Here is a 23473-nt window from a genome sequence, read left to right as displayed (position 1 = left end):
CCCTTTTTGCATGAGCAGATTTTTACCAGACGTAAGTAAGCAGATTCTGCGAGTTTGGCACCATAAAGTCGACGGACATCATTACGGAGAGCGCAGTAATAGCGATGATGGAGAAACCGAACAGCTTGCGCGCCCAGACTCTGTCATCTTCCACTTTATAACCGCGCAGCGCCATGCCCAACCACCAGACACTTACTGCAGCCGCGACAATCAGGTATTTATAACCGGCATAGCCACCGAGAGTGAGCATCAGGGTCGCGATAGCAAATGCTACGATGTACAGTGTGATATGGTTCTTCGCCACCGAAATGCCTTTCACCACCGGCAGAACCGGGATGTTGGCAGCCTGATAATCCTTAAAGCGGAAAATCGCAATGGCGTAAGAGTGCGGCATCTGCCACAGGCTGAAAATAGCCAGCAGAATCAGCGCACCGCTGTCGAACACACCGGTTACGGCGCAGTAGCCAATCACCGGCGGCGCAGCGCCGGAGAGTGAGCCAATCAACGTGCCATATACGGAATGGCGCTTCATGTACAGGCTATAAACGCCCACATACACCACGAAGCCCATTACCCCCAGCCAGCAGGCCAGAGGGTTCGCGCCAAACCACAGCAGCATAAAGCCAGCAATACCCAGCAAGGTGGCGTATACCAGCGAGACCGCAGGGGAAATCAGACCTTTAACCAGCACGCGGTTTTTGGTCCTCTCCATCTTCCTGTCGATATCCCTGTCGATGTAGTTGTTAAATACACAACCCGACGCCACAACCAGTGACACCCCAACCAACGTGTAGATAAACAGGGGATAATCAATACTGCCTTTCGAGGCCAGCAGGAATCCACCAATCACCGAGATCAGGTTGCCAAAGATGATGCCTGGTTTCGTTACTTGCAGGTATTGCTTAAACATCATAATCGCCGCTCTTAGTGCATCATCATGTTGTAGTTCAGGTTCCACATAATCCAGATGGAGCCCACAACCAGAATGGCGATGATTAGCACAGTAAAGACAAAGGCCGTCATGTTCCAACCTTCATCAGATTTGCTATTCATGTGCAAGAAGCACACCAGGTGAACCAATATCTGTACTACTGCCATTGCGAGGATGGTCCCCAGAATGACGGCAGGAGAGGCAGAACCTGTCATCACCATCCAGAACGGAATGACCGTCAGGATGATCGACAGGATAAAACCTGTCATGTAGGTTTTTACGCTGCCATGGGATGCGCCGCCGCTCACGTTAGAATGACTCATTACATCGCCCCCATCAGATAAACAACAGTAAACACGCAGATCCACACCACATCCAGGAAGTGCCAGAACAGGCTCAGGCACATGATGCGGGTACGGTTAGTGCTGGTCAGGCCGCGACGGGCAACTTGCACCATCAGCACCGCCATCCAGATAAGACCGGAGGTGACGTGCAGACCGTGCGTACCGACCAGCGCGAAGAACGCCGACAGGAAGCCACTACGATCCGGGCCCATACCGTTAACGATCAGGTGATGGAATTCATAGATTTCCATCCCGATGAATCCGGCACCGAACAAGAAGGTCAACGCCAGCCAGGAAATTACCTGGCTCTTGTTGTCTTTGTACATGGCGATCGCCGCCATGCCGTAAGTAATGGAGCTGAATAACAGCAGGAAAGTTTCTACCAGTACGAACGGCAGCTCAAAAATGTCCTTACCTGTTGGGCCACCCGCGGTGCCGTTCACCAGAACGGCATAGGTCGCAAACAGAATAGAGAACAGAATGCAGTCGCTCATCAGGTAGACCCAAAATCCGAAGATTTTGGTCTGGCCTGCATCGTGGTGCCCGTGTTCGTGCGCGTGGGCATTCGCGTGCGCTAAAGTATCAGTTGCCATTTTTCAGCCCTGCCTTAGTAATCTCGTCGAAATGCTGATTTTCCAGTTTTTCGACTTCCGGGACCGGCACGTAGTAATCCACGTCTTCATCAAAGCTTTTCACAATCCAGCTGATAATCATGCCAGCGAAGCTTGCGATCGCGAGCCACCAGATATGCCAGATCATGGCGAAACCAAACAGTGTTGCGAAGGCGGTAATGACGATACCGGCACCGCTATTCTTCGGCATATGAATTTCTTCATAGTGCGCAGGCTGCTTGTACGCTTCACCTTTTTCTTTCATTTCCCAGAAGGCATCACGCTCGTGAACGTGTGGCACAACGGCAAAGTTATAGAATGGGGGCGGGGAAGAGGTTGCCCACTCCAGCGTACGGCCACCCCATGGGTCACCGGTCAGGTCACGGTTCTGCTCGCGGTCGCGAATAGAAACGTAGATCTGAATCAGCTGGCACAGAATACCCAGTGCAATCAGCGCGGCGCCACAGGCGGCAACGACCAACATCGGGTGGAACTGCGGGTCAATCTGCTGGCTGAGACGACGGGTCATACCCATAAAGCCCAGCACGTACAGCGGCATAAATGCCACGAAGAAGCCGATGATCCACAACCAGAATGCGCGTTTGCCCCACGTTTCGTTCAGCGTGAAGCCAAACGCTTTTGGCCACCAGTAAGTCATACCAGCGAAGCAACCAAATACGACGCCGCCGATGATAACGTTATGGAAGTGGGCAATAAGGAACAGGCTGTTGTGCAGCACGAAGTCCGCACCCGGAACCGCCAGCAGTACGCCGGTCATACCGCCGACTGAGAAGGTCACGATAAAGCCAATCGTCCACAGCATCGCTGAGTGGAATACGATACGGCCTTGGTACATGGTGAACAGCCAGTTGAAGATCTTCACCCCGGTCGGGATGGCGATGATCATAGTGGTAATACCGAAGAAGGCGTTAACGTTAGCGCCTGCACCCATGGTGAAGAAGTGGTGCAGCCAAACAACGAACGACAGAACGGTAATACACACGGTTGCCCACACCAGCGAGGTGTAGCCAAACAGGCGTTTACGCGAGAAGGTTGCAGCGATTTCGGAGAACACCCCGAAGACCGGCAGAACCAGAATGTACACTTCCGGATGGCCCCAGGCCCAAATCAGGTTGATGTACATCATCATGTTGCCGCCCATATCGTTGGTAAAGAAATGGGTGCCCAGATAGCGATCCAGGGTTAGCAACGCGACGGTAACCGTCAGGATTGGGAAAGAAGCGATAATCAGGATGTTGGCGCACAGAGATGCCCAGGTAAATACCGGCATCTTGAACATCGTCATACCTGGTGCACGCATCTTAATGATGGTCACAAAGAAGTTGATACCGGTTAAGGTTGTACCAATACCGGACAACTGCACCGCCCATATCCAATAATCAACCCCAACGCTTGGACTGTACTCTATTCCCGAGAGCGGCGGGTACGCCAGCCAACCGGTCTGTGCGAACTCACCTACGCCCAGAGACAGGTTAACCAGGATAACGCCGACAACGGTGAACCAGAAGCTCAGGTTGTTCAGGAATGGGAAGGCAACGTCACGCGCGCCGATCTGCAGTGGAACCACCAGGTTCATCAGACCGATAACAAATGGCATTGCGACGAAGAAGATCATGATCACGCCGTGAGCCGTGAAGATCTGGTCGTAGTGGTGCGGTGGCAGGAAGCCTGCTTCACCTGCGGAAGCCAGCGCTTGCTGACTACGCATCATGATGGCGTCGGCAAAACCACGAATCAACATGACGATTGCGACGATGACATACATGATGCCAAGGCGTTTGTGGTCAACCGAAGTCAGCCACTCTTTCCACAGGTAGGTCCACTTACCGAAGTAAGTGATAAGGCCCAGTAAGGCCGCTCCACCGATGATAATGGCAGCGATCGTAACCATGACGATTGGTTCATGGAACGGGACTGCATCCAGTGTCAATTTTCCGAACATCGTATTCTTCCTCGGCCCCTTAGTGAGCGGATTCCGCGTGGCTCATGTCCATGCCTTCCATTCCTTCGTGTGCGCTGTGCTCACCTTCTGGTTTGGCCATGTCCATGCTCTTACCGTGAGCCATAAATTTGTTAATAACATCTTTAAACAAATCGGGTTTCACGTTGGAGAAGTATTCCACCTGGTTGTATTCGCTTGGCGCAGCCACTTTTTCGAACGCAGCCATATCACTCATGGTGTTCGTGGACTGTTTAGCTTTAGCAACCCATTGGTCGAATTCGGCGCGGTCCTTTGTTGCGATAGCCTTGAACTTCATGCCGGAGAAGCCAGGTCCGCTATAGCTTGCGGAGATACCATCATAAGTACCGACTTCGTTGGCGATCAGATGCAGTCGAGTCTGCATACCGGCCATGGCATAAATCTGGCTACCCAGACGTGGGATGAAGAAAGAGTTCATCACGGAGTTTGATGTCACTTTGAATTCAACCGGAGTGTTCGCCGGGAAGGCGATTTCATTCACGGTAGCGATACCTTGTTCCGGATAGATGAAGAACCATTTCCAGTCCATGGAAACCACTTCGATGGTAATGGGCTTCTCGTCATGCGCCAGCGGCTTGCTTGGCTCAAGTGCGTGAGTGGTTTTCCAGGTCAGTACAGCAAGGAAAATGATGATCAGAATCGGCACCGTCCAGACCACAGCTTCCACTTTATTGGAGTGTGACCAGTTCGGGCTGTACTTTGCATCTTTATTGCTTGCACGGTACTTCCAGGCAAAACCAACAGCCATCAAGATGGCAGGAATAACGACAATCAACATCAGGCCAAATGCCGTCAGTATCAATGAACGTTGTTCCAGTCCAATCTGTCCTTTAGGGTCAAGCAGCGCAGAATTACAGCCACTGAGTAATGCAGTGCCTGCAATTAATGACAACCATCCCAAACTTTTATTGTATTTCCTGAGTCTCATTTAACGACCTCAATTCCACGGGACCGGGTGGCGTTTAAAGTGTGAGGGCATTTTACGGGAAGGTTACATTACTGTAAACATCATTGGATCTGTGTTACCGGGTTCTGCCGTGCATGTCACATATGTTGCAATATACGCAGCATTGACATTAAGAACCTGTTGCATCATCACGTTATAACGAAAGCGGGAGCGTGGGGGCTACGTGGGGGGCAATTGGTATAACCAATGTGAAAATAAAACAATTAATTAACAATTGATTATCAATAAAGAGACAATTAGAGAGCAAGAAATAGAATGGTATTGGCTGAATCGAGTAAGGAAAATAGAATTTATAAAAGGCGTCAATAATTTCCAAAATCTATGGCGCACAAAACAACAAATTATATTTTTATTAATTGTTGTTTATTTAGCCGTTATAATTACGCAGGGTTATTACAACGGCCAAATAAACCGGTCAGATTACGCCAGACGAGTTTTGCGCAGCGCCAAATAATCCAGCAATCCACCGAATACCACACCGCAGACGGCGACCACGACTGCCACTTCAAGCAGTTCCGACAGGAAAGAGAAGTTAGTGTAATCCAGGGCGTTCATCGTCAGCAATAACAGCCAGACCGCCAGCAAACAGCAACCCACTATCAGCGTCATTAATGCCAGATTGTACGCGCCGCGAAACTCTGTGCGCGGGATAAAACTTTCGTTTTGCCAGCTATGCTCCAGCGTTTGGCGACAAACCAGCAACAGAATAAGGCCAGGGATCGCGGCAAAAACCGAGAACAGATAAAACGTGGGCCAGCCGTGCGCTTCGACAAACCAACCAGCCACCGGGCCTACGTAAACGCGTCCAACAGCCGAAAGCGCGGAAAGCAGGGCAAATTGCGTTGCGGAGAAGGATTTATTACACAGCGTCATCAACAGGGCGACAAATGCCGCGGTCCCCATACCACCGCACAGATTTTCGAAGAACACCGCCGCACCCATGCTGAACATATGTTTGTCGGTAATGGAGAGCAGCCAGTAACCTGCGTTTGACGCGCCCTGCAAAATACCGAAAATCAGCAATGCGCGAAACAGTGACAGGCGCTGCATCAGGATCCCGCCGTACAGTGCGCCAACAATCGTCGCCAGTAGCCCCAGCGTTTTATTGACCACGCCGACTTCACCGGCATCAAATCCAACACCACGGATCAAAAACGTGGTGGTCAGGCTCATGGCGAAGGCATCACCGAGTTTATACAGCACAATCAACAGCAGGATCAGCCAGGCGTTGTTACGGCCAAAGAAATCGCGCAGCGGTGCGGCAACCGCTTGTTCCAGCGTTTTAGGAACCGGAATAGCATCTGTGGGTTCGGGGGCTAACAGGGTGGCGATAATACACGGCACCAGCAGGGCTGCCATCAGCCAGTACATGCCTTGCCAGCCCAGCCAGCGATCGGCCATCCACAGGGCCAGACCACCGGAAACCAGCATCCCTAATCGGTAGCCGAGTACGCTGATGGCAGCGCCGGTTCCGCGTTCTTCGGCGGGTAAAACGTCCGTCTTCCAGGCGTCAAAGACGATATCCTGCGACGCTGAGCAAAAGGCGATGACCACGGCGAGCGCCGCCATCCAGCGCAGCTGCGTGCCGGGCTCAAGAAAACCCATCGCGGCAATAGAAATGAGCAGAAAAATCTGCGTGGTGAGTAGCCAGCCGCGACGTCGACCCAAAAACGGTGGCGTGTAGCGGTCCATCACCGGGGACCAGAGAAACTTAAAAACGTAGGCCTGACCGACCAGGGAAAAGAAACCAATGGTTTTAAGATCGATGTTCTCGACCGTCATCCACGCCTGAAGCGTGCCGGAGGTCAGCGCGAGCGGTAATCCGGAGGCAAAACCCAACATCAGCAGAATCGCTGATTTTGGTTGTTGAAAAATGCGTAAGTAGTGACTGGGCATGGGCATTTATAGTTGACCCGGCGCAATGCCGGGTCAGGGGCTTAAATTAACGAGCGTTCTGCTTGATGAAATCGTGAATGCTGGTGTCCTGAGACATATCAGCGATGGTATCGGTCAGGACGCTGTTTACGGCATCAGCAATATTTTTGTTAGAGGCCTGCAATGCGCCTTCAACAGAGTAGCTTGCGCGGTAGTTTTTGGTCATTTTGCTGCCGTTAGCTGCGGTTGCAATAATGGCGATGTCTGCTTTGGTGGCGATGTTATAGCGCACGCTACCCTGAGACACGTCAGCATACAGCTGGCTAACAATGATTTGCAGGTTAACTGCACCGTTCGGGCCAATCATATAACCACGCGCAGTCATCTGTTTTTCCAGCACTTCTTGCAGCAGGAAGCGCAGATCGCGGGAAGCGGTCAGGGTAACCAGCTGGTTGTCGCGAGTCACTTTTGCCAGTGCCTGATCCTGACGCTGATCGGCCCCGTTAATGCTGACGGTCACACCCATCAGACTTGGGTCCTGCTGCGGCAGGGTGATTTTCGGGGAAACGTCGATGGTGGTCGGTGGGGTTGCACATCCAGCCAACATAAACAGCGCGACTAACGGAAAAAGGATTTTTTTAAACATGCCAGGGGTCTCAGCGAATCTAAATTGTATGGTTAGAGAAAATTCCCGCCATCATAACATCGCCTACGATGAGGGGAAGTGGGTAACGCATGTAAATTCATCGTGTTGTCCGTTTATCTACTTTAGTGAGACTATAAATGGACTTTTTGCAATAAAACGAACAGATGAACCAGTGAACTTCATTCGTTTGAATGAGAAAATCAGATAAACGCTAATTTTTTGTTGCTAAGGTGTAATGGAAACGGTAAAAGCGGCTAGTATTTAAAGGGATGGGTGACATCTCAGCGTTGTCGGAGGAAAAATTTCATGATGATTCGTGAGAAAATAGAAGAAAAATTAAGGGCAGCGTTCCAACCCGTGTTCCTCGAAGTTGTGGATGAAAGCTATCGTCACAATGTTCCGGCAGGTTCTGAAAGCCACTTTAAGGTTGTGCTGGTCAGCGATCGCTTTACAGGTGAACGTTTTCTTAATCGCCATCGGATGATTTACAGTACGTTAACGGCGGAACTCTCCACAACCGTACATGCGCTTGCCCTGCATACCTACACCATTAAGGAGTGGGAAGCGTTGCAGGACACGATATTTGCATCGCCTCCCTGTCGTGGAGCGGGAAGCATCGCGTAGAAAAACGGATTTGCAACAACCGGCGCTTTTCCAGTATGTTGCTACAGATTATGTGAAAACGGCCTGCGGGCCGTTTTGTTTTGTCTGAATTCTGGGGCAGGCGTACAGTATTCAGACAAAAATTAGCCGGGAATTGTGAAAAAAGCCGCAGCAACGCGCGATAACCGTTCTCGACTCATAAAAGTGATGCCGCTATAATGCGCGTCTTATTTTTCGGAATGTCTTCGGGATGATTCTGACGACAGGGAATGTGATTGATTATGAGAACATCCCGGTTCCGCGAAGCCAACAACCTGTGCTTGCGGAGAAGAGTTGACCGAGCACTGTGATTTTTTGAGGTAACAAGATGCAAGTTTCAGTTGAAACCACTCAAGGCCTTGGCCGCCGTGTAACGATTACTATCGCTGCTGACAGCATCGAGACCGCTGTGAAAAGCGAGCTGGTCAACGTAGCGAAGAAAGTGCGTATTGACGGCTTTCGCAAGGGAAAAGTACCGATGAATGTTGTTGCTCAGCGTTATGGCGCTTCTGTTCGCCAGGACGTTCTGGGTGACCTGATGAGCCGTCACTTCGTTGATGCAATCATCAAAGAAAAAATTAATCCGGCTGGCTCCCCGACCTACGTTCCGGGCGAATACAAGCTGGGTGAAGATTTCACCTACGCGGTAGAATTTGAAGTTTATCCGGAAGTTGAACTGACCGGTCTGGACGCAATCGAAGTTGAAAAACCGGTTGTTGAAGTCACCGACGCTGACGTTGACGTTATGCTGGATACCCTGCGCAAGCAGCAGGCTACCTGGAAAGACAAAGACGGCGCTGCTGATGCAGAAGACCGCGTCACCATCGACTTCACTGGTTCTGTAGACGGCGAAGAGTTCGAAGGCGGCAAAGCGTCTGACTTCGTACTGGCGATGGGCCAGGGTCGTATGATCCCGGGCTTTGAAGAAGGCGTTAAAGGTCACAAAGCTGGCGAAGAGTTCACTATCGAAGTAACCTTCCCGGAAGATTACCACGCTGAAAACCTGAAAGGTAAAGCGGCTAAATTCGTTATCAACCTGAAGAAAGTTGAAGAACGCGAACTGCCAGAATTGACTGAAGAATTCATCAAGCGTTTCGGCGTGGAAGATGGTTCTGTTGCCGGTCTGCGTGCTGAAGTGCGTAAAAACATGGAACGCGAGCTGAAAGGCGCCGTGCGTAACCGCGTTAAGTCTCAGGCGATCGAAGGTCTGGTAAAAGCGAACGACATCGACGTTCCTGTTGCTATGATCGACAACGAAATCGATGTTCTGCGTCGTCAGGCTGCACAGCGTTTCGGTGGCAACGAGAAACAAGCTCTGGAACTGCCGCGTGAACTGTTCGAAGAACAGGCTAAGCGTCGCGTTGTTGTTGGTCTGCTGCTGGGCGAAGTGATTCGTACCAACGAGCTGAAAGCTGATGAAGAACGCGTAAAAGGCCTGATCGAAGAGATGGCTTCTGCTTATGAAGATCCGAAAGAAGTTGTTGAATTCTACAGCAAAAACAAAGAGCTGATGGAAAACATGCGCAACGTCGCTCTGGAAGAGCAGGCTGTTGAAGCAGTTCTGGCGAAAGCGAAAGTGTCTGAAAAAGCCACTACCTTCAATGAACTGATGAACCAGCAGGCGTAATTCGTTGCTTTTTTAGCACGAAATTCGCACATAAGCCCGTCACCTTCCGGTGGCGGGTTTTTTTTTGTCACGCATTTTGCATGGGAAGAGTGCGAAAACACCGTTTCAGTGTTAGCGTTACAACAAAAGATTGTTATGCTTGAATTATGGCGATGTCGTACCCATTACAGAGGGACTAGCTGATAATCCGTCCATAAGGTTACAATCAGCACAGCAGGTTTTTTCAAATTTTATCCAGGAGACGGAAATGTCATACAGCGGCGAACGAGATAACTTTGCACCCCATATGGCGCTGGTGCCGATGGTCATTGAACAGACCTCACGTGGCGAGCGCTCTTTTGATATCTATTCTCGTCTACTTAAGGAACGCGTCATTTTTCTGACAGGCCAGGTCGAAGACCATATGGCTAACCTGATCGTGGCGCAGATGCTGTTCCTGGAAGCGGAAAACCCGGAAAAAGATATCTACCTGTACATCAACTCCCCGGGTGGGGTGATTACCGCAGGGATGTCTATCTATGACACCATGCAGTTTATTAAGCCGGACGTCAGCACCATTTGTATGGGTCAGGCGTGCTCAATGGGCGCGTTCTTATTGACTGCAGGGGCAAAAGATAAACGTTTCTGCCTGCCTAATTCTCGCGTCATGATCCACCAGCCTCTGGGCGGTTACCAGGGCCAGGCAACGGATATTGAAATTCATGCCCGTGAAATTCTTAAAGTGAAAGGGCGCATGAATGAACTCATGGCGCATCATACGGGTCAATCGCTTGAGCAGATTGAACGTGATACCGAGCGCGATCGCTTCCTCTCTGCTTCTGAAGCAGTAGAGTATGGTCTGGTCGACTCGATTTTGACCCATCGTAATTGATGCCGAGGGCGCAAGTGTGCCGCTATACACTTCATCCTTCACGCTACCTATTTGTTGGCTGCCAGCGCTCCCCCCAGTTACTTACTTATGTAAGCGCCTGGGGAGTCACTTAGTCGCCGCCTCGATGTAGCTCGAATGATTTTGTGTATATACTAATGAAGGGCGGCACAACGCTGACAAGCGGCTTGCGCCTGAGAATGGCATTTGCGTCGTCGTGTGCGGCACAAAGAACAAAGAAGAGGTTTTGACCCATGACAGATAAACGCAAAGATGGCTCGGGCAAATTGTTGTACTGCTCTTTTTGCGGCAAAAGCCAGCATGAAGTGCGCAAGCTGATTGCCGGACCATCCGTGTATATCTGCGACGAATGTGTTGATTTATGTAACGACATCATTCGCGAAGAGATTAAGGAAGTAGCACCGCACCGTGAACGCAGTGCGCTGCCGACGCCACATGAAATTCGCAACCACCTGGACGATTACGTTATCGGTCAGGAGCAGGCGAAGAAAGTGCTGGCGGTCGCGGTATACAACCATTACAAACGTCTGCGCAACGGCGACACCAGCAATGGCGTTGAGTTGGGCAAAAGTAACATCCTGCTGATTGGCCCGACGGGTTCCGGTAAAACGCTGCTGGCTGAAACGCTGGCGCGCCTGCTGGACGTTCCGTTCACCATGGCCGACGCCACCACCCTGACCGAAGCGGGTTATGTGGGTGAGGACGTTGAAAATATCATTCAGAAATTGTTGCAGAAGTGCGATTACGACGTGCAAAAAGCGCAGCGCGGTATTGTCTATATTGATGAGATCGACAAGATCTCACGTAAATCAGACAACCCGTCGATTACGCGTGATGTTTCCGGCGAAGGCGTACAGCAAGCGCTGTTGAAACTGATCGAAGGTACGGTTGCCGCTGTTCCGCCGCAGGGTGGACGCAAGCATCCGCAGCAGGAGTTCTTACAGGTTGATACCTCTAAGATCCTGTTTATCTGTGGTGGCGCATTTGCCGGTCTGGATAAGGTGATTGCTAACCGTGTTGAAACCGGCTCCGGCATTGGTTTTGGCGCGACGGTAAAAGCCCAGTCTGATAAAGCCAGCGAAGGCGAACTGCTGTCGCAGGTTGAGCCGGAAGATCTGATCAAATTTGGTCTGATCCCTGAGTTCATCGGTCGTCTGCCAGTAGTGGCAACGCTGACCGAGCTGAGCGAAGACGCACTGATCCAGATCCTGAAAGAACCGAAAAATGCCCTGACCAAGCAGTATCAGGCGCTGTTCAATCTTGAAGGTGTGGATCTGGAATTCCGTGATGAAGCGCTGGATGCTATCGCCAAGAAAGCGATGGCACGTAAAACCGGTGCGCGTGGTCTGCGTTCTATCGTAGAAGCCGCACTGCTCGACACCATGTACGATCTGCCTTCCATGGAAGACGTCGAAAAAGTGGTCATCGACGAGTCCGTTATCGGTGGTCAGAGCAAGCCATTACTGATTTACGGTAAGCCGGAAGCGCAGCAGGCGTCTGGCGAATAATTAACCATTTCATACAATCGGTTAATCAAAAAGGGGGGATTTTATCTCCCCTTTTATTTTTCCGTAAACATGGCGTTGAATGTGTGGGAAACATCCCCATATACTGACATACATGTTAACGGTGGTAAGAAGCACAGCTTTACCATCTGATTACCTGGCGGACACTAAACTAAGAGAGAGCTCTATGAATCCTGAGCGTTCTGAACGCATTGAAATCCCCGTATTGCCGTTGCGCGATGTGGTGGTTTATCCGCACATGGTCATACCCTTATTTGTAGGGCGGGAAAAATCTATCCGTTGTCTGGAAGCGGCCATGGACCATGATAAAAAAATCATGCTGGTCGCACAGAAAGAAGCGTCAACGGATGAGCCGGGTGTAAACGATCTTTTCACCGTCGGGACCGTGGCCTCTATTTTGCAGATGCTGAAACTGCCTGACGGCACCGTAAAAGTGCTGGTCGAGGGGTTACAGCGCGCGCGTATTTCTGCGCTGTCTGATAACGGCGAGCATTTCTCTGCGAAAGCAGAGTACCTTGATTCGCCGGCCATTGATGAGCGCGAACAGGAAGTGCTGGTGCGTACCGCAATCAGCCAGTTCGAAGGCTATATCAAGCTGAACAAGAAAATCCCACCAGAAGTGCTGACGTCGCTTAATAGCATTGACGATCCTGCACGTCTGGCGGACACCATCGCAGCGCATATGCCGCTGAAGCTGGCGGACAAACAGTCCGTGCTGGAGATGTCCGACGTTAACGAACGTCTGGAATATCTGATGGCGATGATGGAGTCTGAAATCGATCTGCTGCAGGTTGAGAAGCGTATTCGCAACCGCGTGAAAAAGCAGATGGAAAAATCCCAGCGTGAGTACTATCTGAACGAGCAGATGAAAGCTATTCAGAAAGAGCTCGGCGAGATGGACGATGCGCCGGATGAAAACGAAGCGCTGAAGCGTAAAATCGACGCGGCGAAAATGCCGAAAGAGGCAAAAGAGAAAGCGGAAGCAGAACTGCAGAAGCTGAAAATGATGTCTCCGATGTCGGCTGAAGCCACCGTGGTACGCGGCTACATCGACTGGATGGTACAGGTGCCGTGGAACGCGCGTAGCAAGGTCAAAAAAGATCTGCGTCAGGCGCAGGAAATCCTTGATACCGACCATTATGGTCTGGAGCGCGTGAAAGATCGCATTCTTGAGTATCTTGCGGTTCAAAGCCGTGTTAACAAAATTAAGGGGCCGATCCTGTGTCTGGTTGGGCCGCCAGGGGTGGGTAAAACCTCTCTGGGACAGTCCATCGCCAAAGCCACCGGACGTAAATACATCCGTATGGCGCTGGGCGGCGTACGTGACGAAGCGGAAATCCGTGGTCACCGCCGGACCTATATCGGTTCAATGCCGGGCAAATTGATCCAAAAAATGGCTAAAGTGGGCGTTAAAAACCCGCTGTTCCTGCTCGATGAGATCGACAAAATGTCTTCCGACATGCGCGGCGATCCGGCTTCAGCACTGCTCGAAGTGCTGGATCCAGAACAGAACGTGGCGTTCAGCGATCACTACCTGGAAGTGGACTACGATCTCAGCGACGTGATGTTTGTTGCGACGTCTAACTCCATGAACATTCCGGCACCGTTGCTGGATCGTATGGAAGTGATCCGTCTGTCTGGTTATACCGAAGATGAAAAGCTGAACATTGCTAAACGCCACCTGCTGCCGAAGCAGATTGAGCGTAATGCGCTGAAAAAAGGCGAGTTGACGGTCGACGATAGCGCCATTGTGGGCATTATTCGTTACTACACCCGTGAAGCGGGCGTGCGTAGCCTGGAGCGTGAAATCTCCAAACTGTGCCGCAAAGCGGTTAAACAGCTGTTGCTTGATAAGTCGCTGAAACATATTGAGATCAACGGCGATAACCTGCATGACTACCTGGGTGTACAGCGCTTTGACTATGGCCGTGCGGACAACGAAAACCGCGTGGGTCAGGTGACCGGTCTGGCGTGGACGGAAGTTGGCGGCGATCTGCTGACCATCGAAACCGCCTGCGTACCGGGTAAAGGTAAGCTGACCTACACCGGCTCTCTGGGCGAAGTCATGCAGGAGTCCATTCAGGCTGCACTGACCGTGGTGCGTGCGCGTGCGGAAAAACTGGGTATTAATCCGGATTTTTACGAAAAACGCGACATCCACGTTCACGTACCGGAAGGGGCGACGCCAAAAGACGGCCCGAGCGCGGGTATTGCCATGTGCACCGCGCTGGTCTCTTGTCTGACCGGGAATCCGGTTCGTGCGGATGTCGCCATGACCGGCGAAATTACCCTGCGTGGTCAGGTTCTGCCGATCGGTGGTTTGAAAGAAAAACTGTTGGCAGCACACCGTGGCGGTATCAAAACGGTCTTAATTCCTGATGAAAACAAACGTGACCTGGAAGAGATTCCGGACAACGTTATCGCCGATCTGGACATCCATCCGGTGAAACGCATTGAGGAAGTTCTTACTCTTGCGCTGCAAAACGAACCGTCTGGAATGCAGGTTGTGACGGCAAAATAGTGACCTCGCGCAAAGAGCACTAATAAAAATAGGGCTGGCAGGCCATTTCGGACTTGCCAGCCTTTTTTTGTATAGCTAATTTAGATGACGGATTAGGCTTGCCATCATTAACGGGTGTTGTAAGGGCATGGCAGGCCTGATATAACTGCTGCGCGTTCGCACTTTGAAGGATTCCGGTGCGATATAAATTATAAAGAGGAAGAGAAGAGTGAATAAATCTCAACTGATCGACAAAATTGCTGCAGGGGCTGATATCTCTAAAGCTGCGGCTGGACGTGCGTTAGATGCAATTATTGCTTCTGTTACCGAATCCCTGAAAGAAGGTGATGACGTAGCGCTGGTAGGTTTTGGTACTTTTGCCGTTAAAGAGCGTGCTGCCCGTACTGGTCGCAACCCGCAAACTGGTAAAGAGATCACCATTGCTGCGGCTAAAGTACCGGGTTTCCGTGCAGGTAAAGCACTGAAAGACGCGGTAAACTAAGTGATTCCCCCTATGGGGATGTGACTAAGTACAAGGGCGCATCAACAGATGTGCCTTTTTTATTTGTGATTCCGGGACTTTCTACGTGTTGTGGGCTGACAATTGCCCCTGTTTCTTGTCACAATAGACCTTTCCGCGCAGCGTTCAGGAAACGCTATGCTGCGTGAGGTATACAGTCACCTACAGCGGAGTGTGGTTACACCATGATGGACAGCTTACGCACGGCTGCTAACAGTCTCGTGCTCAAGATTATTTTCGGTATCATTATCGTGTCGTTCATTTTGACCGGCGTGAGTGGTTACCTGATTGGCGGAAGCAACAACTACGCCGCAAAAGTGAATGGCCAGGAAATTAGCCGTGGGCAGTTTGAGAATGCGTTTAACAGTGAACGTAATCGCATGCAGCAACAGCTGGGCGATCAGTTCTCTGAGCTGGCGGCGAATGAAGGCTACATGAAAACGTTGCGCCAGCAGGTGCTGAATCGTCTGGTCGACGAAGCGCTGCTGGACCAATACTCTCGCGATCTGAAACTCAGTATCAGCGATGAGCAGGTTAAACAGGCTATCTTCTCAACGCCTGCTTTCCAGGTTGACGGTAAATTTGATAACAACCGCTATAACGCGATTGTTAATCAGATGGGGATGACTGCGGACCAGTATGCTCAGGCACTGCGTAACCAGCTCACTACCCAGCAATTGATCAACGGCGTTGCCGGGACTGACTTCATGCTGAAAGGCGAAACGGACGAGCTGGCTGCGCTGGTCGCACAGCAGCGTGTTGTGCGTGAAGCGACAATCGACGTTAACGCCCTTGCGGCGAAACAGACGGTGACCGAGCAGGAAGTTGCCAGCTACTACGAGCAAAATAAAAACCACTTTATGATGCCGGAGCAGTTCCGCGTGAGCTACATCAAGCTGGATGCTGCAGCCATGCAGGAAACGGCCAGCGATGCGGATATTCAGTCTTATTATGACCAGCATCAGGATCAGTTCACTCAACCGCAGCGTAACCGCTACAGCATCATCCAGACCAAAACGGAAGATGAAGCCAAAGCGGTACTGGATGCGCTAAACAAAGGCGGTGATTTTGCAGCTCTGGCGAAGGAAAAATCCGCCGACATTATCTCTGCTCGTAACGGCGGTGATATGGGATGGCTGGAAGAATCCACCACGCCAGAAGAGCTGAAGAATGCGGGCCTGAAAGAAAAAGGCCAGCTGTCAGGCGTAATCAAGTCTTCTGTGGGTTTCCTCGTGGCACGTCTGGATGATGTCCAGCCAGCACAGGTTAAACCGCTGAGCGAAGCGCGTGATGATATCGCGGCGAAAGTGAAGCAGGAAAAAGCGCTGGACGCATATTATGCGCTGCAGCAGAAAGTCAGCGATGCGGCAAGCAACGACAATGAATCCCTCGCAGGTGCGGAGCAGGCTGCGGGTATGAAAGCAGTTGAAACGGGCTGGTTTAGCCGTGACAACCTGCCGGAAGAGCTGAATTTCAAACCTGTTTCAGACATCATTTTCAATGGCGGTCTGGTTGGTGAGAACGGTACGCCTGGTAGTAACTCTGACATCATCACCGTGGATGGCGATCGCGCGTTTGTGCTGCGTATTGCAGAGCACAAAGCCGAAGCCGTTAAGCCTCTGGCTGAAGTGAAAGAGCAGGTTACTGCACTCGTTAAGCACAATAAAGCTGAGCAGCAGGCGAAGCTTGATGCCGACAAACTGCTGGCGGAGCTGAAAGCCGGTAAAGGCACTGATGCAATGAAAGCAGCGGGTCTGAGCTTTGGTGAAGCGAAAACCCTGAGCCGTACCGGTCAGGATCCGCTGAGCCAGGCGGCGTTTGGCCTGAGCCTGCCAGCGAAGGACAAGCCGAGCTACGGCGTGGCAAACGACATGCAGGGCAACGTTGTTCTGCTGGCGCTGGACGAGGTGAAAGCCGGTTCGATGCCTGAAGCGCAGAAGAAAGCAATGGTTCAGGGTATTACCCAGAACAATGCACAGATTGTCTTCGAAGCGCTGATGAGCAACCTGCGTAAAGCGGCAAAAATTAAAATCGGTGATGCGCTGGAACAGCAGCAATAATCGAGACGCTTCGCAAATAATTGCAAAAAGTTGTATACACCAAAGGCCGCTTTCGCGGCCTTTTCCATTTCTGAACTTTGCCATTTGTCTGCCGTTATACACCCCGTTATCGTGATTCCACTGTTAACAAACAAGGAGAAAACAGTATGAAACATGGAATCAAAGCACTGCTTATCACCCTTTCTTTAACCTGTGCAGGCATGAGCCAAAGCGCACTGGCTGCGGAGCCGGTCGGCAAAAACCAGGTGGCCCAGACTAAGGCAGACAGCTCTGGCGCAGCGCAAAGCAAAGCGACGGCACCAACGAAAGCGAGCGACGATGAAGGCACCAGGGTAAGCATCAATACCGCTTCAGCGGAGGATTTAGCGCGAGTTATGAACGGTGTCGGACTGAAGAAGGCGCAGGCGATAGTCAGCTATCGGGAGGAGTACGGGCCATTTAAAACCGTTGATGACTTAAAGCAGGTACCGGGAATGGGCAGTTCGCTGGTAGAGCGTAATTTGGCAGTTTTAACACTTTAATAACTTGCAGAGTGCTGAAAGTTTGCCAAAATGTAGAGGTCATACCAGTTATGACCTTTCTACCCTGAAGTATATTCCTATAAAAACAAACTAAGGTTCCTGTGCTATGCAAACACAAATCAAAGTCCGTGGTTTTCATCTTGATGTCTATCAGCATGTTAACAATGCCCGCTATCTTGAGTTTCTGGAAGAAGCCCGTTGGGATGGCCTGGAAAACAGTGACAGTTTTCAATGGATGACCGCGCACAACATCGCCTTTGTGGTTGTTAACATTAATATCAACTACCGCCGTCCTGCTGTGCTGAGTGATTTGCTGACCATAACCAGCCAGGTACAACAGCTAAATGGCAAAAGCGGCGTATTAAACCAGACCATCACACTGGAGCCGGAAGGGCAGGTCGTTGCTGATGCGTTGATTACTTTCGTCTGTATTGATTTGAAAACGCAAAAAGCACTGCCGTTGGAAGGGGAGTTACGGGAAAAACTGGAGCAGATGGTGAAGTAAGCGAAGATTGCCTGATAGCGCTTCGCATATCAGGGCTACGGGCATGTTTTTTGTCGGCCGGATAAGGTGCAAGCACTGTCATCCGGCACAACGCATCAAACTACTTTAACCCGGTTTTCTGCTTCATGGCTGCCATGACCGCCGGTTTATCCGCCAGATAATGGTTCAGGCCGTTGGCGCGCAGGTTACAGGCGGCACACTGACCACAACCGTCGCCCTTGATACCGTTATAGCAGGTCAGCGTCTCTTCACGAACCAGGTCCAGCTTGCCCCAGTAGTCGGCTAGCGCCCAGGTTTCGGCTTTATCAATCCACATCAGCGGGGTTTCAAAGCGGATATCTTTTGCCATACCCAGATTAACGGCATGATTCAGTGCTTTGACAAACTCATCGCGACAGTCCGGATAACCGGAGAAATCAGTTTCGCAAACGCCAGTAATGACAGCTTCAGCTTTTACCTGATACGCGTAAATCGCGGCCAGTGTTAAGAACAGAATATTACGCCCGGGTACAAAGGTGTTGGGAATACCATTAGCGTCTGGTTCGTAATCCGGTACCGGAATGTTATCGCGAGTCAGGCTGCTGACCGCCAGTTCGCTAAGCAGTGTGACATCGAGAACCTTGTGCGCACGCGCGCCCAGTTTTAAGGCCAGGTCACGTGCGACATCAATCTCAGCGCGATGGCGTTGACCATAATCAAAGGTCACGCAGTGGACTTCATCATACTGATGCAGCGCTTGCGCCAGACAGGTGGTGGAGTCCTGACCTCCACTAAATACGACAACGGCACGTTTCATGGCTTTTCCTGACAAATAACGAAAACCCTATGGTAGCGCCTGGGCGTGGCGTCGACCAGCTTCTTCACGACGAAGGTGGTGGCAACCAGGCTTCGGCGAACTCAAACCAGCCTCTGGGATTAAGTCGCACGCCGTTAACGCCCGGTGGGGCGCTAATGCGGTAATGATAATTAAACAGCGGCGTCAGCGTCGCGTCATTCATCAGGCTGGCGAAAACTTGCTGTAACGCCGAGTGACGATGGTCCTCATCTGCCTGAATTTGTAGTGCATCCAGCGTGGCCTGCAGATGAGAGAATGCCGGGGCATCCAGAACGTGCGGCCAGAGCTGATCGCAGCGCAACCACTGTTCAAGCGTATATTCTGGCGCCTCGCCAATCAGCCTGTCACCCATCATCAGATCGGCCTGGGCCAGAGGATGATCACCGTCCCAGTTCTTGGCATTATGAAAAATCAGCGTTAACTCGCAGCCGAGCTTCGCCAGCGTCTGACGAAGCTGTTCAGCCATGACGTGCAGTTCTACTGGCAGGTGGTAGGCCAGCGTCAGTTTTTCCGGCAGAGTCACTTCATCCAGGTCATCCCATCGCGGAATGCTCCACCCTGGTAGCAGCGCATTGCTCGGAGTAATTAGATTTTCTTCTACCTCAAGCGTCTGCAGCAGGGAAGAGCGATGGATGATATTGACCAACCGACGAGCCTGTAGCGCGTTCAGCCGTGCGCTCTTCCTCAGCGTGAGATAGCAAAAACCGAGGCTGATCCCGCTACTGACCTGGCTTAGCATGGGCAGTTCTTCGGGTTTACCAATCGCAATTTGCACCGGATGGCGGCAACTGGTACCCAGATCCCGGTCGAAAAGCTGCGGTGTTATCCAGAATTCAATGGCTTTCAGCAGCGGGTGGCTAAGGTGATAGTGGTCGTGGCTCTCAATGCGTACCAGGTCAGGTGTAAACAGCGTTAGTCGAAACGGACCGGTGCCGATGAGCGGCTGTTCCGGGTGTGCCAGATGACTGCTGTAACTTGCCAGGCGATGTGCCAGCCAGAAATCGGGTCGATGCAAAATAAAAGTCAGGCACTGAGGATGTGTCACTTCAATACACTTCACGCTGATAAACAACTTATTGAGTGCGGGCAGGTCCAGCAGCAGTTGCAGGCGTTGATGTAGCTGCGCGGTGCTGAGCGCGTCACCATTATGCCAGTGCAGCGTGGAGCGAATATAGAAATCCCAGCGTAGACCGTCGGCGGAAATATCCCAGTGGTGAGCCAAATCGCCGCAGGGGCGTTGAGTCGTACTGTCAAAGCGGGTCAGCCCAGAGAAGATCTGCCCGGCCAGATGCTGCTCGGCGCGACCAGGGAGAAAGCCGGGTCGAAGGGGATCAAGTGGGCGGTAATAGGGAATACGCAGGGTGGGCGTATCGTTTTGCCACTGGCCGCCCATAAATGGCTGTAGCAGCGTTCTTAACTCTCCGGGTGCCAACTGCGCCAGTTCCAGCACGCTAAGCTGTTCTCCCTTTTGCAGTGCTTGCTCCATCATCGTGTTGCGTAACGAATCGGGCGTCACCAAAAAGCGTAGCTGTCCCCGTTTTCCACGCCCTGAACGGGCTTCCCATTCCAGCCAGCCTGCCTCCTGAGCCTGGCGCAGGAGCGTTCGCACATGGCGCTCGCTGCAGAAACAGCGTTCAGCCAGTTCGCCGACGGTGACCGACTGCGGTTCTCCGTTCGAGGGCTGCCAGAGGCGTTGGTACTGATTCAGGCGATTCAACAATCTCATATACACTTCATCCTTCAAGCTGCCTCTTTGTTGGCTGCGTTTATTCACCCCAGTCACATACTGAAGTGTATGCTCCTGGGTGTTCATTCACTTGCCGCCTCGATGCAACTTGAATGATTATGTGTAATAAACCCGGAACAATTTGTTTTATCTATTCACTATTACTTCCGTATATCTCAGGTGATACTGAATCACAAGTTAACCGCGTCACAGTGTGGAGAAAGAAATGGCTCGTCTGGCTGCATTTGATATGGATGGCACTCTGTTGATGCCGAATCACCATTTAGGTGATGAAACGCTCTCGACGCTGACGCGCCTGCGTGAACGCGACATCACGCTGACATTTGCTACCGGTCGTCATGTGCTGGAAATGCGCCATATATTAGGGGCCATCTCGCTGGACGCATTTTTAATAACGGGTAACGGGACGCGCATTCACTCGCTGGAGGGCGATGTACTGCATCGTCAGGATTTGGCTCCCGAGGTTGCAGATATCGTCTTGCATCAGGCGTGGGATACCCAGGCCAGCATGCATGTTTTTAATGACAACGGTTGGTTCACCGGCCAGGAGATCCCGTCGATCCTCAAGGCACATGTCTACAGCGGGTTTCGTTATCAGATAGTGGATGTGAAACGTATCCCTGCGCATCAGGTGACGAAGATCTGCTTCTGCGGCGATCATGAAGATCTGATCCGTTTGCGTATTCAATTGAACGAGGCGCTGGGCGAGCAGGCAAATCTCTGTTTTTCCGCCGTGGACTGCCTCGAAGTACTGCCGTTGGGTTGCAACAAAGGTTCCGCATTGGCGGTATTGAGCGATCACTTAGGTTATTCAATGGCCGAGTGCATGGCGTTTGGTGACGCTATGAACGATCGCGAGATGCTGGGCAGCGTTGGACGCGGTCTGATTATGGGTAATGCCATGCCGCAACTGATTGCCGCGCTGCCTCATTTATCGGTAATTGGGCACTGCCGCAATCAGGCCGTCTCTCACTTTTTGACGCATTGGCTGGACAATCCGCATCTACCTTATTCCCCCGAATGAGAGATCCCTTCCAGCAAGCCAGACCTTTGGGTCTGGCTTTTTTTTACCCGCTTAACGGACATTCAGGAGTTTGGCGAGTTCTGCATTCCACGGTGTTAAATCACCGATCTGTGCGCTAACCCATTGCGGGTTGTAGTAGGTGTCCAGGTAACGTTCTCCGCTGTCACACAGCAGCGTCACCAGCGAGCCTGTTTCTCCGGCATCGCGCATGCGGGCGGCAAGCTGCAGCGTACCCCACATATTGGTTCCGGTTGAGGCGCCGACTTTGCGGCCCAACTGCGTTTCCAGCCAGTGCGCGGTGGCGACGCTGGCGGCATCCGACACGCGCAGCATTTCATCAACCACGTCAGGAATGAAAGATGGCTCGACGCGCGGACGACCGATACCTTCGATTTTACTGCCTACCGGGCTGCGTAATGTTGCGTCTCGCTCCTGCCAGTAAGGCAGAAAAACGGAGTTTTCCGGATCAACGACCATCAGTTGCGTGTCATAACCCTGGCAGCGAATGTAGCGCCCGATCGTTGCTGACGTGCCACCGGTTCCGGCGCTCATCACAATATGGCGGGGAACGGGATTTGGCTCGCATGACATCTGGCGGAAAATACTGTCGGCAATATTGTTGTTGCCCCGCCAGTCAGTGGCGCGCTCGGCATAAGTGAACTGGTCCATGTAATGCCCGTTGAGCTCACATGCCAGCTGTTCTGAAGCGGCATAAATTTCGCAGGCGCTTTCCACGAAATGGCAGCGACCGCCGTAAAACTCAATCTGCTCAACTTTGCGTTTTGCCGTGCAGGACGGCATGACGGCGATAAATGGCAGCCCCAGCAGTCGGGCGAAATAGGCTTCAGAAACCGCCGTGGAGCCGGAAGACGACTCAATAATGGTGGTGCCTTCTTTGATCCAGCCATTGCACAGCCCGTACAGGAACAGTGAACGCGCCAGTCGATGCTTCAGGCTGCCGGTCGGATGTGTACTTTCATCTTTCAGGTACAGTTGAATACCCGGGAACGCCGGAAGTGACAGGCGGATAAGATGGGTGTCTGCGGAGCGTTGATAATCCGCATTGATTTCATTGATGGCGTTTTTAACCCAGGTGCTATTCATCATTAATATCCATTTGTCATTTTGTGCCCAGATTAGCGAAAAGCACGGAAAAAATTGTTGCCATTTAGCCTTTAAAATAGAATGTAGGGAGAAAATTCTTCTCTGTGGAGTGGATATGTTAGACAAAATTGACCGCAAGCTGCTCAGCTTGCTGCAACAGGATTGCACCCTTTCTTTGCAGGCTCTCGCGGATGCCGTTAATCTGACAACCACTCCCTGCTGGAAACGACTCAAGCGGCTTGAGGATGATGGCATTCTGCTTGGCAAAGTCGCGCTGCTGGATCCCGAAAAGTTGGGGCTGGGTTTAACCGCCTTTGTACTGATCAAAACGCAGCATCACAGCAGCGAATGGTACTGTCGCTTTGTTACCGAAGTGACCGGGATGCCGGAGGTACTGGGATTCTGGCGCATGGCCGGGGAGTATGACTATCTGATGCGGGTTCAGGTCGCCGATATGAAACGCTACGATGACTTCTACAAGCGGCTGGTGAACAGCGTGCCGGGGCTGTCGGACGTCACCTCAAGCTTTGCGATGGAACAGATTAAATACACAACTGCTCTACCTATTGAATAATTCTCCCGGCGCTCATTGCCGGA

The 23473-nt window shown here is 51.6% G+C and carries 21 protein-coding genes; 11 read left to right on the top strand and 10 right to left on the bottom strand.

Annotation, left to right across the window (positions count from 1 at the left end; all coding sequences use genetic code 11):
• Positions 1–22: 22 nt before the first annotated feature.
• The 7 genes from cyoE to E4Z61_RS11395 form a co-directional block, all read right to left on the bottom strand.
• Positions 23–913: a heme o synthase gene (cyoE, locus tag E4Z61_RS11430; protein WP_100194043.1), complete on the bottom strand. Its 891-nt coding sequence runs from the start codon at positions 911–913 to the stop codon at positions 23–25.
• An 11-nt stretch (positions 914–924) separates the two neighbouring features.
• Positions 925–1254 carry a cytochrome o ubiquinol oxidase subunit IV gene (locus E4Z61_RS11425; RefSeq protein ID WP_135322862.1) on the bottom strand — a complete coding sequence of 110 codons (330 nt, stop codon included), beginning with the start codon at positions 1252–1254 and terminating at the stop codon, positions 925–927.
• A complete protein-coding gene (locus tag E4Z61_RS11420) occupies positions 1254–1868 on the bottom strand; it encodes a cytochrome o ubiquinol oxidase subunit III (RefSeq protein WP_135322861.1) in 615 nt (204 codons plus the stop codon). Before E4Z61_RS11420 ends, E4Z61_RS11425 begins: the two co-directional genes overlap by 1 nt.
• Complete coding sequence (gene cyoB / locus E4Z61_RS11415; RefSeq protein ID WP_135322860.1) at positions 1858–3849, bottom strand: cytochrome o ubiquinol oxidase subunit I; 1992 nt, start codon at positions 3847–3849, stop codon at positions 1858–1860. The genes E4Z61_RS11420 and cyoB overlap by 11 nt, the downstream gene beginning before the upstream one ends.
• Positions 3850–3868: 19 nt before the next feature.
• Positions 3869–4816: a cytochrome o ubiquinol oxidase subunit II gene (gene cyoA / locus E4Z61_RS11410; RefSeq protein ID WP_135322859.1), complete on the bottom strand. Its 948-nt coding sequence runs from the start codon at positions 4814–4816 to the stop codon at positions 3869–3871.
• 459 nt (positions 4817–5275) lie between these two features.
• Positions 5276–6751, bottom strand: coding sequence for a muropeptide MFS transporter AmpG (gene ampG, locus E4Z61_RS11400; protein WP_135324926.1), 1476 nt, complete (start codon positions 6749–6751; stop codon positions 5276–5278).
• Between the two features lie 46 nt (positions 6752–6797).
• Positions 6798–7376, bottom strand: a complete 579-nt coding sequence (locus tag E4Z61_RS11395; protein WP_135322858.1) for a lipoprotein — start codon at positions 7374–7376, stop codon at positions 6798–6800.
• A 306-nt stretch (positions 7377–7682) separates the two neighbouring features.
• Here E4Z61_RS11395 and bolA point away from each other — a divergent pair, with 306 nt between their 5' ends.
• From bolA to fadM, 9 genes are all read left to right on the top strand, one after another.
• Entirely contained in the window at positions 7683–8000 is a 318-nt protein-coding gene (gene bolA / locus E4Z61_RS11390; RefSeq protein ID WP_135322857.1) for a transcriptional regulator BolA, read from the top strand.
• A 346-nt stretch (positions 8001–8346) separates the two neighbouring features.
• On the top strand, positions 8347–9645 hold the full coding sequence (gene tig, locus E4Z61_RS11380) for a trigger factor (protein ID WP_135322855.1): 1299 nt from the start codon (positions 8347–8349) through the stop codon (positions 9643–9645).
• A 247-nt stretch (positions 9646–9892) separates the two neighbouring features.
• Positions 9893–10516 carry an ATP-dependent Clp endopeptidase proteolytic subunit ClpP gene (clpP, locus tag E4Z61_RS11375; protein ID WP_096758064.1) on the top strand — a complete coding sequence of 208 codons (624 nt, stop codon included), beginning with the start codon at positions 9893–9895 and terminating at the stop codon, positions 10514–10516.
• A 251-nt stretch (positions 10517–10767) separates the two neighbouring features.
• A complete protein-coding gene (gene clpX / locus E4Z61_RS11370) occupies positions 10768–12042 on the top strand; it encodes an ATP-dependent protease ATP-binding subunit ClpX (RefSeq protein WP_096758063.1) in 1275 nt (424 codons plus the stop codon).
• A 184-nt stretch (positions 12043–12226) separates the two neighbouring features.
• On the top strand, positions 12227–14581 hold the full coding sequence (gene lon, locus E4Z61_RS11365) for an endopeptidase La (protein ID WP_016152052.1): 2355 nt from the start codon (positions 12227–12229) through the stop codon (positions 14579–14581).
• Between the two features lie 208 nt (positions 14582–14789).
• Entirely contained in the window at positions 14790–15062 is a 273-nt protein-coding gene (gene hupB / locus E4Z61_RS11360) for a nucleoid-associated protein HU-beta (protein ID WP_003021629.1), read from the top strand.
• Between the two features lie 203 nt (positions 15063–15265).
• Positions 15266–17140: a peptidylprolyl isomerase gene (gene ppiD, locus E4Z61_RS11355; protein WP_135322854.1), complete on the top strand. Its 1875-nt coding sequence runs from the start codon at positions 15266–15268 to the stop codon at positions 17138–17140.
• Between the two features lie 146 nt (positions 17141–17286).
• A complete protein-coding gene (locus E4Z61_RS11350; RefSeq protein WP_135322853.1) occupies positions 17287–17661 on the top strand; it encodes a helix-hairpin-helix domain-containing protein in 375 nt (124 codons plus the stop codon).
• A gap of 106 nt (positions 17662–17767) precedes the next feature.
• A complete protein-coding gene (gene fadM / locus E4Z61_RS11345; RefSeq protein WP_016152055.1) occupies positions 17768–18166 on the top strand; it encodes a long-chain acyl-CoA thioesterase FadM in 399 nt (132 codons plus the stop codon).
• Positions 18167–18266: 100 nt separating this feature from the next.
• On the opposite strand, the gene queC is transcribed toward fadM, so the two are convergent.
• Entirely contained in the window at positions 18267–18962 is a 696-nt protein-coding gene (gene queC / locus E4Z61_RS11340) for a 7-cyano-7-deazaguanine synthase QueC (RefSeq protein ID WP_135322852.1), read from the bottom strand.
• A gap of 64 nt (positions 18963–19026) precedes the next feature.
• Positions 19027–20727: an SgrR family transcriptional regulator gene (locus tag E4Z61_RS11335; protein WP_135322851.1), complete on the bottom strand. Its 1701-nt coding sequence runs from the start codon at positions 20725–20727 to the stop codon at positions 19027–19029.
• A gap of 226 nt (positions 20728–20953) precedes the next feature.
• Between E4Z61_RS11335 and cof the strand changes: the two genes are divergently transcribed.
• Positions 20954–21772, top strand: coding sequence for an HMP-PP phosphatase (gene cof, locus E4Z61_RS11330; RefSeq protein WP_135322850.1), 819 nt, complete (start codon positions 20954–20956; stop codon positions 21770–21772).
• Between the two features lie 51 nt (positions 21773–21823).
• Here cof and E4Z61_RS11325 read toward each other — a convergent pair whose 3' ends face one another.
• A complete protein-coding gene (locus tag E4Z61_RS11325; RefSeq protein ID WP_135322849.1) occupies positions 21824–22879 on the bottom strand; it encodes a PLP-dependent cysteine synthase family protein in 1056 nt (351 codons plus the stop codon).
• Between the two features lie 112 nt (positions 22880–22991).
• Between E4Z61_RS11325 and decR the strand changes: the two genes are divergently transcribed.
• Positions 22992–23450 carry a DNA-binding transcriptional regulator DecR gene (gene decR / locus E4Z61_RS11320; protein WP_167817550.1) on the top strand — a complete coding sequence of 153 codons (459 nt, stop codon included), beginning with the start codon at positions 22992–22994 and terminating at the stop codon, positions 23448–23450.
• Positions 23451–23473: the final 23 nt, after the last annotated feature.

It is taken from the genome of Citrobacter tructae (assembly GCF_004684345.1).
GTDB lineage: Bacteria > Pseudomonadota > Gammaproteobacteria > Enterobacterales > Enterobacteriaceae > Citrobacter > Citrobacter tructae.
The sequence above is the reverse complement of the archived record's forward strand: the minus strand, read 5'-3'. Positions and strand labels throughout refer to the sequence as shown.